The organism is Streptomyces sp. DH41, from assembly GCF_029813785.1.
Taxonomy (GTDB): Bacteria; Actinomycetota; Actinomycetes; order Streptomycetales; family Streptomycetaceae; genus Streptomyces.
Genome location: NZ_JARVKY010000001.1, coordinates 682448 through 696967 on the forward strand (window position 1 = coordinate 682448; position 14520 = coordinate 696967).

The following is a 14520-nucleotide window of genomic DNA, read 5'->3' on the forward strand; positions in this document are numbered from 1 at the left end:
ATGGCGGCGGCACCGGCGGCGGGGGCCTCACCGGCCCCGGCCGCCCCCAAGTCACCCCAGTCCCCCACCTCACCCAAGCGGCGCAGGAGCGTGACCGGCACCCGCAAAACCGTGGTGGTCCTGTTCCTGCTGCCCGCACTGGTACTGCTCGGCGCGCTCGTGGTGTACCCGATCGGGTACTCGCTGATCCGCAGCTTCTACGACCAGTCCGGCGACGGCTTCGCCGGATTCGACAACTACCAGGCGCTGTTCACCGACGACGGCATCCGCACCGCGCTGAAGAACAACATCATCTGGGTGGTGTTCGCGCCGACGGTCGCCACCGCGCTGGGTCTGATCTTCGCGGTGCTGACCGAACGGGTGCGCTGGGGCACGGCGTTCAAACTGGTCGTCTTCATGCCGATGGCGATCTCCATGCTGGCGGCCGGCATCATCTTCCGCCTGGTGTACGACCAGGACCCGGACAAGGGCGTCGCGAACGCGGTGTGGGTCGGGGTGCACGACACGTTCGCCGAGTCGTCGGCGTTCCCGAAGGCGCACCCGGGCCGCGAGTCGCCGCTGGAGCCGGCCGGCGGCGGCGCGTTCATCACCAAGGAACCGGTCACCGCGGGCGAGACGGTCGTCCTCCCCCTCGTCGGCGTCGCCCCCGACGTGATGCCGGACGGCGCGAAGAAGGCCGTGTCCGCCGACCCCGAGGACGGGAGGATCACCGGCACCACCTGGCAGGACTTCACCCGCGGCAAGGGCGTCGGGAAGCTCAACGGCGTCGACGCCGCCGAGCTGGGCTACGCCGGGATGAGGATCGAGGCGGTGAAGGACGGCAAGGTCGTCGCGAAGACGACGGCGGCCGGCGACGGCACCTTCACGCTCCCCGCCGTGGCCGAGGGAGCACAGCTCAGACTCCCCGCCGACAACTTCAAGGAGCCGTACAACGGCCTGAACTGGCTCGGCCCCTCGCTCGTCACCCCGGCCGTCATCGGGTCGTACGTGTGGATGTGGGCGGGCTTCGCGATGGTGCTGATCGCGGCCGGGCTGGCGGGCGTCCCCCGGGAACTCCTCGAAGCCGCCCGGGTCGACGGCGCGGGCGAGTGGCAGGTCTTCAGACGGGTCACGGTCCCGCTCCTGGCGCCGGTCCTCGCGGTCGTCGTCGTCACCCTGATGATCAACGTGCTGAAGGTCTTCGACCTGGTCTTCATCATCGCCCCGGGCTCCTCCCAGGACGACGCGAACGTGCTCGCCCTGGAGCTGTACCGCAAGGGCTTCGCCACCGACCAGCCGGGCATCGCCAGCGCCATCGCGGTGTTCCTGCTGCTCCTGGTCATCCCGGTGATGTGGTTCAACGTACGGCGGCTGCGGCGGGAGGTGCGGCGATGACCACGGACGCGGGCTCCCTCACGAAGACGGCGTCGACGCCGCCCGGGACGGCCGTCAGGGCGAAGCGGTCGCTGGGGTCCCGGCTCGCCGAGGGCGTCAGCGGCGGACTGGTCCAGGTGTTCCTGATCGTCGTGGGCCTGTTCTGGCTGGTCCCGACGATCGGCCTGCTGCTGTCCTCGTTGCGCACGCCCCGGGACATGGCGGCGAGCGGCTGGTGGGAGGTCTTCACCAAGCCGTCCCAGCTCACCTTCCAGAGCTACGAGGAGCTGCTGAGGAACGGCGACATCACCTCCTCGCTCCTCAACACCGCGATGATCACGATCCCGGCGACCGTCCTGGTCGTGGTCATCGGGTCGCTCGCCGGATACGCGTTCGCGTGGATGGACTTCCCGGGCCGCGACTGGTGGTTCCTGGCCGTGGTGGGACTGCTCGTCGTGCCCGTCCAGGTCGCCCTGATCCCGATCGCCGAACTCTTCGGCAAGATCGGGCTGTTCGGCTCGGTCGTCGGCGTGATCCTGTTCCACGTCGGCTTCGGGCTGCCGTTCGCGGTGTTCCTGCTGCGGAACTTCTTCGCGGAGATCCCGAGAGAGCTGCTGGAGGCCGCCCGGCTGGACGGCGCCGGTGAACTGCGCCTGTTCGTCCGGGTGGTGATGCCGCTGGGCGGGCCCGCGATCGCGAGCCTGGGCATCTTCCAGTTCCTGTGGGTGTGGAACGACATGCTGGTCGCGCTGATCTTCTCGGACTCCGGGAGCCAGCCGATCACGGTCGCCCTGCAGACGCAGGTACGGCAGTTCGGCAACAACATCGACGTACTGGCGCCGGGAGCGTTCATCTCCATGGTGATCCCGCTGGCCGTGTTCTTCGCGTTCCAGCGGCAGTTCGTGTCCGGTGTCATGGCGGGCGCCGTCAAGTAGGCGCGACAGCAACCCGAGGGGGCGGGCCGAACACCGGCTCGCCCCCTCCTTCGTACGAGCGTTTTCCGGGTGCGCGAAATCCCCCGAATGCCGCAGGGGCCGTAACCAAGTCACTCCACCGGCCGTTCCCGGGCCGAACGCCCGCGCCGACTCCGCCGGCCCCGCCGACCCATGGATGCCCCGTGCCCCGGTTCAGTGTCATCGTCCCCGCGTACCAGGTCCAGGCGTATCTGCACGCGTGCCTGGAGTCGGTGCTGTCCCAGTCGTACCCGGATCTCGAACTGATCGTCGTCGACGACTGCTCGCCGGACGCCTGCGGCGCGATCGCCGACGAGTTCGCGGCCCGCGACCCGCGCGTACAGGCCGTGCACCTGACCCGGAACCAGGGCCTGGGTCCCGCGCGCAACGCCGGGATGGAACGGGCGAGCGGCGACTACCTGGTCTTCCTCGACGGCGACGACACCCTCACCCCGGGCGCGCTGCGGGCCGTCGCCGACCGGATCAAGGAGACCGGGGATCCCGACGTCCTGGTCTACGACTACGCGCGTACCCGGTGGTCGGGCGAGGCGGTCCGCAACCAGGCCGCCGCGCACCTCACCGAAGAGGGCCCGGCGCCCTTCCGGCTCCCCGACCGGCCGGGGCTGCTGAAGCTGCTGATGGTGGCCTGGAACAAGGCGGTGCGACGGGAGTTCGCCGAGCGCGAGGGCTTCACCTTCCCGCCCGGCTACTACGAGGACACCCCGTGGACGTACCCGGTCCTGATGACGGCTCAGTCCATCGCCACCCTGGACCGGGTCTGCGTCCACTACCGGCAGCGCCGGCGGGGCAGCATCCTGGGCACGCCGAGCGAGCGGCACCTCGACGTGTTCGCGCAGTACGACCGCGTCTTCGCGTTCCTGGAGTCGCACCCGGAGCCGGGCCGCTGGCGGCCGGTGCTCTACCGCCGCATGGCCGACCACCTGACGACGGTGTTCACCCGCCCCGACCGCCTCCCGCGCTCCCTGCGCGGCGAGTTCCTGCGCCGGGCCCGCGTCCACTGCCGCCGCTACCGGGTCCCCGGCGCCCCCGCCCCGCTGCCCGTCCGCCTGCGCCACGCCCTGCTCCGCCTCGGCCTGCGCCGCACCTACGAGGCCCTGCGGCTGACGTCCGCCCTGCACCGCCGGACGGTGAAGGGCAGCGCCAAGCTGCTGCGCGCCGCACGGGCCGCCACCCTCCGCCTGCACTACCGCGTCCAGCGCCGCCTCCCCCTGCGCGCCGACCGCGCCCTCTTCGCCGCCGACGGGGGCCGGGGGCACGGTTGCGACCCGGGCGCGCTGGAGGAGGCGTTCCGCGAGGTCGTCCCGCACGTGCGCACCGCGTGGGCCGCCGACCCCGCGCACCACCACACGATCCCGACCGGCACGCGCCGCCTCACCCCGGGCACGGCGGCCTACTGGACGGCGCTGGCCCGCTCCCGCTACCTGGTGCACAACACCGCCTTCGACGCCGGCCTGCTCAAGCGGAAGGGACAGGTCCTGATCCAGACGCAGGCCGGGACCCCCCTCAAGCACATGGGCCTGGACCTCCAGGAACGCCCGGCCGCCGCGGCCGGCACCGACTTCGCCCGGCTGCTGCGCGACGTCGACTCCTGGGACTACGTCGTCTCCGCCAACCGCCACTCCACCCTGACCTGGGAGCGCGTCCACCCCGGCGGCTACACCACGCTGGAGTACGGCCAGCCCCGCACCGACGTCCTCCAGCGGGCGACGCCGGCGGACGTGGCCCGGCTGCGCGAGAGCCTCGGCATCCCCGAGGGCACGGTCGCGATCCTCTACGCGCCCACCCACCGCGACTACCGGCGCACCCAGCGCGCGGCCCTGGACCTGGAGCGCGTCCTCACCCGCCTCGGTCCCCGCTTCATGGTGCTGGCCCGCGCCCACCCCCAACGCGGCGGTCCGCTCGCCGAGTCCGGGGGCCGGATCCTCGACGTCAGCGATCACCCGAGCGTTCAGTCGCTGTGCCTGGCCTCGGACGCCCTCGTCACCGACTACTCGTCGCTGATGTTCGACTACGCGGGCCTGGACCGGCCGATCGTGATCCACGCGGACGAGCCGGAGGCGTACGAGGCGGCCCGCGGCACCTACTTCGACCTGAGCGCCGTCCCGCCGGGCGCGATCGCGCGGGACGAGGACGAGCTGATCGACATCTTCGCCGACGGGCACTGGCGCGGAGCCCGCTCCGACCGGCTCAGGGCCGACTTCCGCGAGCGGTTCTGCCCGTACGACGACGGCCGCGCCGCCGAGCGCGTCGTACGCCGCGTGGTGCTGGGCGAGACGGCCCTGGCTCCGGTCGTGCCGCTCGCCGAACGGCACCCCGCGCCCTCCGCCGCCTCGGCCCTCGCGCGCACCCCGCTGGCCACGGTGCCGAAACCCGCCGGGCCCCGCACCGTCACCGACAGCCTCTGACCGCCGTTTGCCCACTGGGAGTTCGCATGCCCCGCAGTTCGTCGCGGCCCACTCCGACCCGGCCGCCCACCTGGCGTCCGACAGGACGGCCGGGCCGCCGGACGGCAGGACCGGCGGGTGCGGCGGACGCGGCAGTCGGCAGCCACGGCAGACGCGGCAACCGAGGAGGCGCCCGCCGGACAGGAGGCTCCCACCGGGCAGGCGACTGACGCCGGACAGGCGGCTCCCGTGCGACCAGGAGAACGAGAGAAAGAGCAGTATGCCCCGCTTCAGCATCATCGTCCCGTCCCATGGGGTCGCGGGGCGGTTGTCCCTGGCGCTGGACTCGGTCCTCGCCCAGTCCTTCGGTGACTTCGAGCTGATCCCCGTCCACGACGCCCCGGACCGCGCCGAGGCGGAGGTCGTCCAGGAGCGCGCCGAGCGGGACTCCCGGGTGGCGCCCACGCACTCGCCGCCGTCGGCCGGGCTGGCCGGGGCCCGCAACACCGGGATGCGGGCGGCGACCGGCGCGTACCTGCTGTTCCTGGACGGCGACGACATCCTCGTCCCGGGCGCGCTGGCGGCGCTGGACGCGCGGCTGGCGGACACCGGCGGCGTCGACGTGCTGTACACCGAGCACGAGCGGGTGCCCTGGTGGGAGGGCGAGACGACCAACCCGGCCGCCCCGCTGCTGGCGAAGGCCCCGGACGGCGCCTTCGCCCCCGACCGCGCCCCGCACCTCACCGGCGTGCGGCTGCCCGCGTGGAGCGCGGTCTACCGCCGTACCTTCCTCACCGAACGGCGACTGGCCTTCCCCGACGGGCACTTCACGGACGTCGGCTTCGGCGCCCTGGTCGCGGCGCGCGCCGAACGCGTGGCCGTGCTGCGCTCCGTGGTCGTACGGCATCTGGTGCGGCGCCAGGGCAACCGGCTGAACCTGCCCGGCGAGCACCACGCGGACCTCCTCGACCAGGCCGAACTGGCGCTCGCGGACGCGGCCGCGCGAAGGCTGCCGCCCGAGCGGCGCGGCCCGCTGTTCGAGCAGCTCTTCGCCGCGGTCCTGAAGACCGCCACGCACCCCCGGCGCCTGACGCGCCAGGGGCGCCGCGCCTTCTTCCGCCGGGCGAGCGGCCTGTACCGGCGCCACCGCCCCGCCGGTTTCCGGCCCCCGGGCGGCCGGCTCGGGGTGCAGCACCGGCTGCTGGCGTCCGGGTCGTACGCCGCCTTCCGTGCCCTGCGCGCCGCCAACCGCGCGGCGACCGGGGTGCTGGGCCGCCTGCCCTGCCCGCACGGTCTGCGCACCCGCCTGCGCTACCGCCTCCGGCTGCGCCGCCCGCTGGATCCCGACCTCGTCGTGTACTGCGCCTACTGGGGCCGCGGTTACGCCTGCAACCCGGCCGCGATCCACGCCAGGGCCCGCGAACTCGCCCCGCACCTGCGGTCGGTGTTCCTGGTCGAGCCCGGCCAGGCGCACACGGTCCCCGAGGACGTCGACCACGCCGTGATCGGCAGCCGCCGCTACTGGGACGTGCTGGCCCGCGCCAAGTACCTGGTCAACAACGCCAACTTCGCCGAGGACGTCGTCAAGCGCCCCGGCAGCGTGCACGTGCAGACGCAGCACGGCACCCCGCTGAAGACGATGGGCGTCGACCAGTCGACGTACCCCGTGGTGGCGGCGGCCAGCGGCAGCTTCGCCAAGCTGCTGGGCCGCGTGGACCGCTGGGACTACAACCTCTCCGCCAACCGCCACTCCACCCAGATGTGGGAGCGCGCCTTCCCCGGCTCCTACGAGAACCTGGAGTACGGCTATCCGCGCAACGACGTCTACTGCACGGCGACCGCCGACGACGTCGCCCGCGTCCGGCGCGAACTGGGCGTACCGGAAGGAAAGACGGCCGTCCTCTACGCGCCCACCCACCGGGACTACGCGACCGGTCCCGACACCGGGCCGGGCACCGGCGGCCTGGACCTGGAGGCGTTCTGCGAGGCGGCCGGCGAGGACGTGGTGGTGCTGCTGCGCGCCCACTACTTCCACGACCGGGGCGGCGCGCGGAGCACCGGACGGATCATCGACGTCACCGCGCACCGCTCCTCCGAGGACGTGTGCCTGGCCGCCGACGCGCTGGTCACCGACTACTCGTCGATCATGTTCGACTACGCCAACCTGGACCGGCCGATCGTCGTGTACGCCGACGACTGGGACGTCTACCGGGAGACGCGCGGCGTCTACTTCGACCTGATGACAACGCCGCCCGGCCCGGTGGTGCGCACGCCCGAGGAGCTGGCCCGCGTCTTCCACGACGGCACCTACGCCGGCCCCGCCTCGGCGGCGTCGCGGGCGGCGTTCCGGGAGCGGTTCTGCGAGTTCGACGACGGCCGGGCCGCCGAGCGCGTCGTACGCCGGGTGCTGCTGGGCGAGCCGCCCGAGGCGCTGCCGCCCGTGATCCCGCTCGCGGAGCGCGTCCCGGCCCCCGCCGCCGCCACCTTCGTAAGGAGCTGATCCCGCAGTGCCCCGCTTCAGCGTCATCATCCCCTGCTTCAAGGTGCAGGGCTTCCTGCGCGAGTGCCTCGACTCGGTGCTGGACCAGTCCTACCGGGACATCGAGGTCGTCGCCGTGGACGACTGCTCGCCGGACGGCTCGGGCGCGATCCTCGACGAGTACGCCGCCCGTGACGAGCGGGTGCGCGTACTGCACCTGGAGGAGAACGTGGGCCTCGGCCGGGCCCGCAACGCCGGGCTGCCGCTCGCCACCGGCGACTACCTCCTCTTCCTCGACAGCGACGACACGCTCACCCCGGGCGCCCTGCGCGCGATGGCCGACCGGCTCGCGGAGACGGCCGACCCGGACGTCCTGGTCTTCGACTACGCGCGCACGTACTGGTGGGGCGGCACCCGGCGCAACGTCTTGGCCCACGTCCTGGCCGAGGCGGGGGCCGGCACCGCCGACGGGACCTTCACCGCCGCCGGGCACCCCGAGATCCTCGACCTGCTGATGGTGGTCTGGAACAAGGCCCACCGGCGCGACTTCGTCGAGCGTGAGGGCTTCACCTTCCCGCCGGGCTACTACGAGGACACGCCGTGGACGTTCCCGGTCATGTTCTCCGCCGGGCGGATCGCCACGCTGGACCGCGTCTGCCTGAACTACCGGCAGCGCCGCCAGGGCAACATCCTGTCCACCACCAGCCGCAGGCACTTCGACGTCCACGCGCAGTACGAGCGGGTCTTCGCGTTCCTCGACGCCCGCCCGCACCTGGCCCGGTGGCGGCCGTTCCTGCACGCCAAGATGGGTGAGCACTGCCTGGACATCCTGTCCAAGCCGGACCGGCTGCCCCCGCGCGACAAGGCCGAGTTCTTCCGGCGCACCGCCGAGATGTTCCGCGCGTACCGGCCCGAGGGCGCCGAGATCCCGGACGGGCTGCGGGTCCTGGACGGCGGCGCCCTCGGGTACGCGGCCTACCGGCTGCGGCACCGGTCCAAACGGGCGGGCCGGGAGCTGGAGCGGCGGGCGCGGCAGGCGCACGGGGCGGTCGGCGGGCGGCTGGGGCGGGTGCGGACCGCGGTGAACACCCGCCGTCCGCTGGATCCCGGCCTGGCCGTCTACTCGGCCTTCTCCCACCGGGGCGTGCTCGGCGACCCCGCGGCGATCCACCGCAAGGCCCGCGAGATCGCCCCGCACCTGCGCGGGGTGTGGGTGGTGCGCGACGAGGAGTACGCGGCGGACACGGCCGCGCTGCCGCCGGACACGGAGCACGTGATCCTCGGCAGTCCCGCCTGGCGCCGGGTGACCGAGCGGGCCACGTTCTTCGTCAACAACGTCAACTGGCCCGGTGCCGTGGCCAAGCGTCCCGGCAGCGTCCACATCCACACCCACCAGGGCACCCCGCTCAAGTACATGGGCGCCGACCTGCTGGGCCGGCCCGGCGCCCGGCACGGCCTGGACGTGCCGCAGATGCTGCGCCGGGCCGACCGCTGGGACTACAGCCTGGTCGCCGGCCGGTACGCCGAGCGGGTGTGGGAGCGGGCGTACCCGTGCCACTTCACGTCGGCGCGCACCGGCAGTCCGCGCAACGACGTGCTGGTGGGCGCCGGGCCACAGGACGGCCGCCGGGTCCGCGAGCGGCTCGGCGTCCCCGACGGCCACACCGTCGTGCTGTACGCGCCGACCCGCCGCGACTACCGGCGGGGCGGGCACGTGGAGCGGATCGACCTGGCCCGGCTCGCCGCCGACCTCGGCGACGGACACACCCTCGTGGTCCGGCTGCACCCGTCCCTCGCCACCGGGCCGGCGCGCGGCATGGGCCTGTCCGAGCTGCACCGGCGGGGCGTCCTGGTCGACGCGACCGGCGAACCGCACGTCGAGGAGCTGATGCTCGCCTCCGACCTGCTGATCACCGACTACTCCGCCCTGATGTTCGACTACGTCCTCCTGGACCGGCCGATCGTGATCCACGCCGACGACTGGGCCGCGTACGCGGCGAGCCGCGGCGCCTACTTCGACATCACCGCCGACGCGCCGGGCCATGTCTCGCGCTCCTACCGGGAGCTGGCCTGGCTGCTGGCCTCCGGGGCGTGGCGGGACGAGGAGGCTACGCGGCTGCGGTCCGCCTTCCGGGCGCGGTTTTGCGAGTACGACGACGGGCGGGCCGCCGAGCGAGTGGTCCGGACGCTGATGCTGGGCGAGGCGATGCCCGGCCCGGAGCCCCGGGGCGTCCCCGGCGCCCGCACCGCCGGGGCCGGCCACGACGCGCTGACCTCCTCGTGAGGCCGCGTACCTGGGTGCTGGCCCTGGCCGCGGTGTTCGCCCTGCTCCAGCTCGCGAACGTCACCGGCCGGGACACGCCCGACACCAAGAACTACCTGTCGTACGCCCTGAGCCTCGGTGGCGGGACCAAACGCGAGGTGGCGGCGGCGACCATCGACTACGCGTGCGCGAGCGAGGCGGCGAAGGCCCGCCGCGACCAGAGCGTGCACGTCGTCCGCTTCCACCGCCCCGACCCCACCGGACCGGTGACGTCCGAGTGCCGGGAGCGGGAGTGGCGGGCGGTGGAGCCGCGGCTGGCGGCCGGGCAGACCGGCGGGCACACCGTGCCGTACATGCCGGAGCGCTTCATGCGGATCTTCGAGGCGCGGCCCGGCTACCCGGTGTTCCTGGTGCCGTTCGTCATGGCCTTCGGGGCGACGTGGGGTCTGTGGGCGGCGGGCGTCGTCATCGCGTCCGCGGGCGGTGTCCTGGCCTTCCTGATCCTGCGCACGCTGTCCGTGCCGGTGCCGCTCGCGCTGACCGGACAGGCGCTGTACTACGTACTGCCGTGCGGGACGACCGCCATGCGCCCGATGACCGAGGGGCTGCTGATGGCGCTGACCCTGGCGGCGGTGTGGGGCTGTGCGCTGGTGGTGCGGGCGGGGCGCACCCGGGCCGGGCTCGCGCTGGTCGCCGGGTCGCTGCTCGCGCTGTTCACGGTCAAGCACTCGCAGGCGCTGTTCCTCGGGTTCTGTCTGGCGGCGGCCGGCGCGCTGATCGCCCTGCGACGGCACCGGCGGGGCCGGCCGCCGGGCCGGGAGGTGCTGTCGCTCGCGGCGGTCGGCCTGGCCGGCGTCGTCGTGACGCTGGCCCTGGCGCGGCTGCTGCACCACCCCACGGTGACCGACAGTCTGCAGGACCTGCTCACCGGCCACTTCGCCCGGCCCGACCGGGAACGGCCGTGGGCGGAGTTCTGGCAGTTGCAGGGCAACTTCTGGGTGGAGTGGCTGCGCCGGCAGGCGTGGGAGCCGCTGTTCATCGCGGCCCTGGCCGCCGGGGCGTGGGGCGCGCTGCGGCGCGGGGGCGCGGCCGGTGTCTTCCTGGTCGCGGCGGCGTTCACCGGGATCCTCACCCAGGCCGGGCATCCGGACATCAACATCTGGGGCGGGCGGCTGATCGTGCTGGCGTGGCTGCTGCCGGTGGTGGGGGTGCCGCTGCTGCTGGAGCCGGTGGTGCGGGAGCGGGTGTCGCTGCCCGCGCAGGGGCACACCGAGCGGGCCCGCGCGACCGGCTGAACATCACGGTGGGCGTCACTCGATGAGGTGATGTGAGGGCAGGCCATTGACCTCGGTGGGATCACCGGGAACATACGGCAAATGCCCCGAATGTCCCACCTTTCGACCATCCCGTGAGCGCCGGTGTCCTCGTCCGGCGGTCCGTGCGCGGCTCGACGGCGCTGCGCGGCGGCCGCTCCTGGCGCCCCACCCCGTACCAGGCCGCCGGCTTCCTCTTCTTCCTGCTGATGACGCTGGCGTACTGGGCGGTGCCGCTGTGCTGCGACGCCGGCCAGCACGCGGCCGTCGTGGAGCGCCTGAAGGCAGACCTCCTGCACCCCCGCCACCCGATGGCCGACCTCCCCGGCGCCGGGAGCGCCTACTACTCGCCGTACGCGGTGGCCCAGGGCCTGTTCGCCCGGCTGACCGGGCTGGGCGGCTGGGAGGTGGTGCGGCTCGCCGGGCCGGTGAACCTGCTGGTGCTGCTGACCGGGCTGGGCCGCTTCGTACGGGTACTGACCCCGCGGCCGTGGGCGCCGGTGCTGGCCCTGGGCGCGATGACGCTCCTGTGGGGTACCGAGCGGGCCTGGTGGAGCGGCTATCTCGGGCTGATGTCGATGACGGGCAACCTCGGCTACCCGTCGGCGTTCGCGATCGGGCTCACCTTCTGGGCCTGGGCGCTGACCGGGGCGCGGGCGCGGGACGCGCGCCGGGTGCGGTACGTGGGACCGAGCGGCCTGCGAGGGCTGCCCGGGTACGCGGGTCTGGGCGCCCTGTACGGCCTGATCCTCCTCGTCCACCCGATCACGGCGGTGGCGGCGGCACTGGGCGCGGTCGCGCTGGTGGCCGGATGGCAGCACGGGTGGCGGCACGGACCGCGCGGGGCGATCGCCGGGCGGTGGGCACTGACGGGCGCCGTGGCGGTGGCGACGGCGGCGGTGTGGCCGTACTTCGACGTGTTCGCGCTGGCCGGCGACGACAGCGTGGACGGCATGCACCGGGTCCTGTACCTGCACCTGCCCGGGGAGTTCTGGCTGGCGCTGCTCGGGCTGCCGGCGCTGTGGCTGCGCGGACGCCGGTCGGCGCGCGACCCGCTGGTGCTGATGTTCGCGCTGGACTGCGCGGTGGTGGCGTACGGCTGGTTCAGCGGCCACTACACCTACGGCCGGATCCTCGGGCTCACGCTCGTGCCGCTCCAGTTCGCCCTGGCGGTGGAGCTGGCGGCGCCCCGGCCGTGGGGGCGGTGGCGCGGGGCACTGGGCCGGGCGGCGGCCGCGGGGGCCCTGCTGGGCTTCCTCACGGTCCACGCCGGGGCGGTGGTGCCGCGCGCGCTGGACCCGGTCGGCTTCGAGCAGCCGCCGAGCTGGCCGGCGTACGAGTGGGCGGCCCGGCACATCGGCCCCGGCGAGGTCGTGATCACCGACGGCTACTACGCCGGGCACGCCATCGCCGGGTACGGACCGAACCTGGCGGCGCCCGCCTGGCCGGACCCGTCGCTGGACGAGCGGGAGCGCGCCCGGCGGGTGGCCGACGTCGAGGCGTACCTCGCGCCCGGCTCGACCCGCGCCGAGCGCGCCGGCGTCGTCCGCCGCTACCACGTCCGCTGGCTGCTGCTGACCCGCTGGCAGCGGGTGCCCGAGGAGGCGGTGGTGGTGGCGTGGAGCGGACGGACGGGAGAGGTGCTGGCGCGGGTCGGGTGAGCGCCTGCCGGGTGGCGCGCCGACGGCTACTCGATGACGAGGTCGACCGGGATGTTGCCGCGGGTGGCGTTGGAGTACGGGCAGACCTGGTGGGCCTGCTCGACCAGCTTGCGGCCGGTCTCCTCGTCCAGGCCCTCGGGCAGCTCGACCCGGAGGGTGACGGCGAGCGCGAAGCCCTCGCCCTGCTTGCCGATGCCGACCTCGGCGGTCACCGCGGCGTCGCTGACGTCGACCTTCGCCTGCCGGCCGACGAGGCCGAGGGCGCTGCCGAAACAGGCGGCGTACCCGGCGGCGAACAGCTGCTCGGGGTTGGTGCCCTGCCCGTTGCCGCCCATCTCGGCGGGGACGCCGAGCGCGAGATCGAGCGTGCCGTCGGAGCTGACGGTGCGGCCGTCGCGGCCGTGGGTGGCGGTGGCGGCGGCGGTGTAGAGCGCGTCCATGGGAGACCGTCCCTCTCGATTCGGGGAGAAGCGTCGTGGCGACGCCTGACGACGACAAGTAGAGCACGCAATTCAATTGCGCACAACTAAATCGCGGACAAGGCTGTCGGCTACCCTGGAAGGCATGACCACGCCCGCAACGGACTGGCTCCGCCTGGACCAGCAGATCTGCTTCTCCCTGAACGCCGCCTCGCGCGCCTTCAACGGCGTCTACCGCGTGGTCCTCAAGGACCTCGGCCTCACCTACCCGCAGTACCTGGTCATGCTGGTGCTGTGGGAGCACGGGGAACTGCCGGTCAAGAAGCTCGGCGAGCATCTGCGGCTCGACTCCGGCACGCTCTCGCCGCTGCTCAAGCGGCTGGAGACGGCAGGCCTGGTCGGGCGGGAGCGCAGCGCGCGCGACGAGCGGTCGGTGGAGGTACGGCTGACCGCGCGGGGCGTGGCGCTGCGCGAGCGGGCCGTCGAGGTCCCGCGCCGGATCGCCGCGGCGACCGGCCTGGACCTCGCCGAGGTACAGGACCTGCGCGCCCGCCTCGACCGGCTCACGGCGGCCATCGACGCGTACGGCACCGAGTCGGCCCCCGACCCGTCCTGAGGGGTGCGGTGCCCACCCGGGTGCCGGGATGACGGATCATGACTACCGAGGACCACTGACGAGGGGACGGCCGCAATGACCTGGCTGATCACCGGCGGCGCCGGATACATCGGGGCGCACGTCGTACGGGCGATGACCGAGGCGGGCGAGAAGGCGGTCGTGTACGACGACCTGTCCACCGGGATCGCCGAGCGCGTGCCCGACGGTGTCCCCCTGGTGGTGGGCTCGGTCCTGGACGGCGAGCGGGTCGCGCGCGCCCTGACCGATCACGCCGTCACCGGGGTGGTGCACCTGGCCGCCAAGAAGCAGGTCGGCGAGTCGGTGGACCAGCCGCTGCGCTACTACCGGGAGAACGTCGAGGGCCTGCGCGTCCTGCTGGAGGCGGTCACGTCGGCCGGCGTCCGGTCCTTCGTCTTCTCCTCCTCCGCGGCCGTGTACGGCATGCCCGACGTCGACCTGGTGACGGAGGAGACGCCCTGCCTGCCCATGTCCCCGTACGGCGAGACCAAGCTGGCCGGTGAGTGGCTGGTCCGCGCGACCGGCCGGGCGACGGGACTGTCCACGGCCTGCCTCCGGTACTTCAACGTGGCGGGCGCCGCGAGCCCGGAGCTGGCCGACACCGGCGTCTACAACCTCGTCCCGATGGTCTTCGAGAAGCTGACGGAGGGCGCCGCCCCGCGCGTCTTCGGCGACGACTACGCGACGCCGGACGGCACCTGCGTCCGCGACTACATTCACGTGGCCGACCTGGCCGAGGCCCACGTCGCCGCGGCCCGCGGCCTGGCGGCCTCCCCCGGACGCTCCCTCACCCTCAACATCGGCCGGGGCGAGGGCGTCTCCGTCCGCGAGATGATCGACCGCGTCAACACCCTCACCGGTCACGACCACCCCCCGACGGTCACTCCCCGCCGCCCCGGCGACCCGGCCCGCGTGGTCGCCTCGGCCGACCGCGCCGCCGTGGAACTGGGCTGGAAGGCCAAGTACGACGTCGAGGACATGATCACGTCGGCCTGGGCAGGCTGGGTACGGCTGCATCCGGGGGCGGCGCGGGACTGACA

The 14520-nt window shown here is 73.6% G+C and carries 10 protein-coding genes; 9 read left to right on the forward strand and 1 reads right to left on the reverse strand.

Annotated elements, in window-relative coordinates; translation table 11 throughout:
* The 7 genes from QC283_RS02985 (at nucleotide 1) to QC283_RS03015 (ending at nucleotide 12427) form a co-directional block, all read left to right on the forward strand.
* On the forward strand, nucleotides 1–1374 hold the full coding sequence (locus QC283_RS02985; protein WP_279559715.1) for a carbohydrate ABC transporter permease: 1374 nt from the start codon (nucleotides 1–3) through the stop codon (nucleotides 1372–1374).
* Nucleotides 1371–2288: a carbohydrate ABC transporter permease gene (locus tag QC283_RS02990; protein ID WP_279559716.1), complete on the forward strand. Its 918-nt coding sequence runs from the start codon at nucleotides 1371–1373 to the stop codon at nucleotides 2286–2288. The genes QC283_RS02985 and QC283_RS02990 overlap by 4 nt, the downstream gene beginning before the upstream one ends.
* A 182-nt stretch (nucleotides 2289–2470) precedes the next feature.
* Nucleotides 2471–4732 (forward strand): bifunctional glycosyltransferase/CDP-glycerol:glycerophosphate glycerophosphotransferase, encoded by a 2262-nt coding sequence (locus QC283_RS02995; RefSeq protein ID WP_279559717.1) that lies wholly within the window; start codon nucleotides 2471–2473, stop codon nucleotides 4730–4732.
* 259 nt (nucleotides 4733–4991) lie between these two features.
* On the forward strand, nucleotides 4992–7211 hold the full coding sequence (locus QC283_RS03000) for a bifunctional glycosyltransferase/CDP-glycerol:glycerophosphate glycerophosphotransferase (RefSeq protein WP_279559718.1): 2220 nt from the start codon (nucleotides 4992–4994) through the stop codon (nucleotides 7209–7211).
* A gap of 7 nt (nucleotides 7212–7218) precedes the next feature.
* The gene (locus QC283_RS03005; protein ID WP_279559719.1) at nucleotides 7219–9474 is read left to right on the forward strand and encodes a bifunctional glycosyltransferase/CDP-glycerol:glycerophosphate glycerophosphotransferase; all 2256 of its coding nucleotides are present in this window, start codon (nucleotides 7219–7221) and stop codon (nucleotides 9472–9474) included.
* On the forward strand, nucleotides 9471–10748 hold the full coding sequence (locus tag QC283_RS03010) for a hypothetical protein (protein WP_279559720.1): 1278 nt from the start codon (nucleotides 9471–9473) through the stop codon (nucleotides 10746–10748). Before QC283_RS03005 ends, QC283_RS03010 begins: the two co-directional genes overlap by 4 nt.
* A gap of 113 nt (nucleotides 10749–10861) precedes the next feature.
* A complete protein-coding gene (locus tag QC283_RS03015) occupies nucleotides 10862–12427 on the forward strand; it encodes a hypothetical protein (protein ID WP_279559721.1) in 1566 nt (521 codons plus the stop codon).
* A 26-nt stretch (nucleotides 12428–12453) separates the two neighbouring features.
* Here QC283_RS03015 and QC283_RS03020 read toward each other — a convergent pair whose 3' ends face one another.
* Nucleotides 12454–12867, reverse strand: a complete 414-nt coding sequence (locus QC283_RS03020) for an organic hydroperoxide resistance protein (RefSeq protein WP_279559722.1) — start codon at nucleotides 12865–12867, stop codon at nucleotides 12454–12456.
* A 124-nt stretch (nucleotides 12868–12991) separates the two neighbouring features.
* Between QC283_RS03020 and QC283_RS03025 the strand changes: the two genes are divergently transcribed.
* Nucleotides 12992–13462 carry a MarR family winged helix-turn-helix transcriptional regulator gene (locus QC283_RS03025; protein WP_279559723.1) on the forward strand — a complete coding sequence of 157 codons (471 nt, stop codon included), beginning with the start codon at nucleotides 12992–12994 and terminating at the stop codon, nucleotides 13460–13462.
* A gap of 75 nt (nucleotides 13463–13537) precedes the next feature.
* Nucleotides 13538–14518, forward strand: coding sequence for a UDP-glucose 4-epimerase GalE (gene galE / locus QC283_RS03030; protein WP_279559724.1), 981 nt, complete (start codon nucleotides 13538–13540; stop codon nucleotides 14516–14518).
* The last annotated feature ends 2 nt before the right edge of the window (nucleotides 14519–14520 follow it).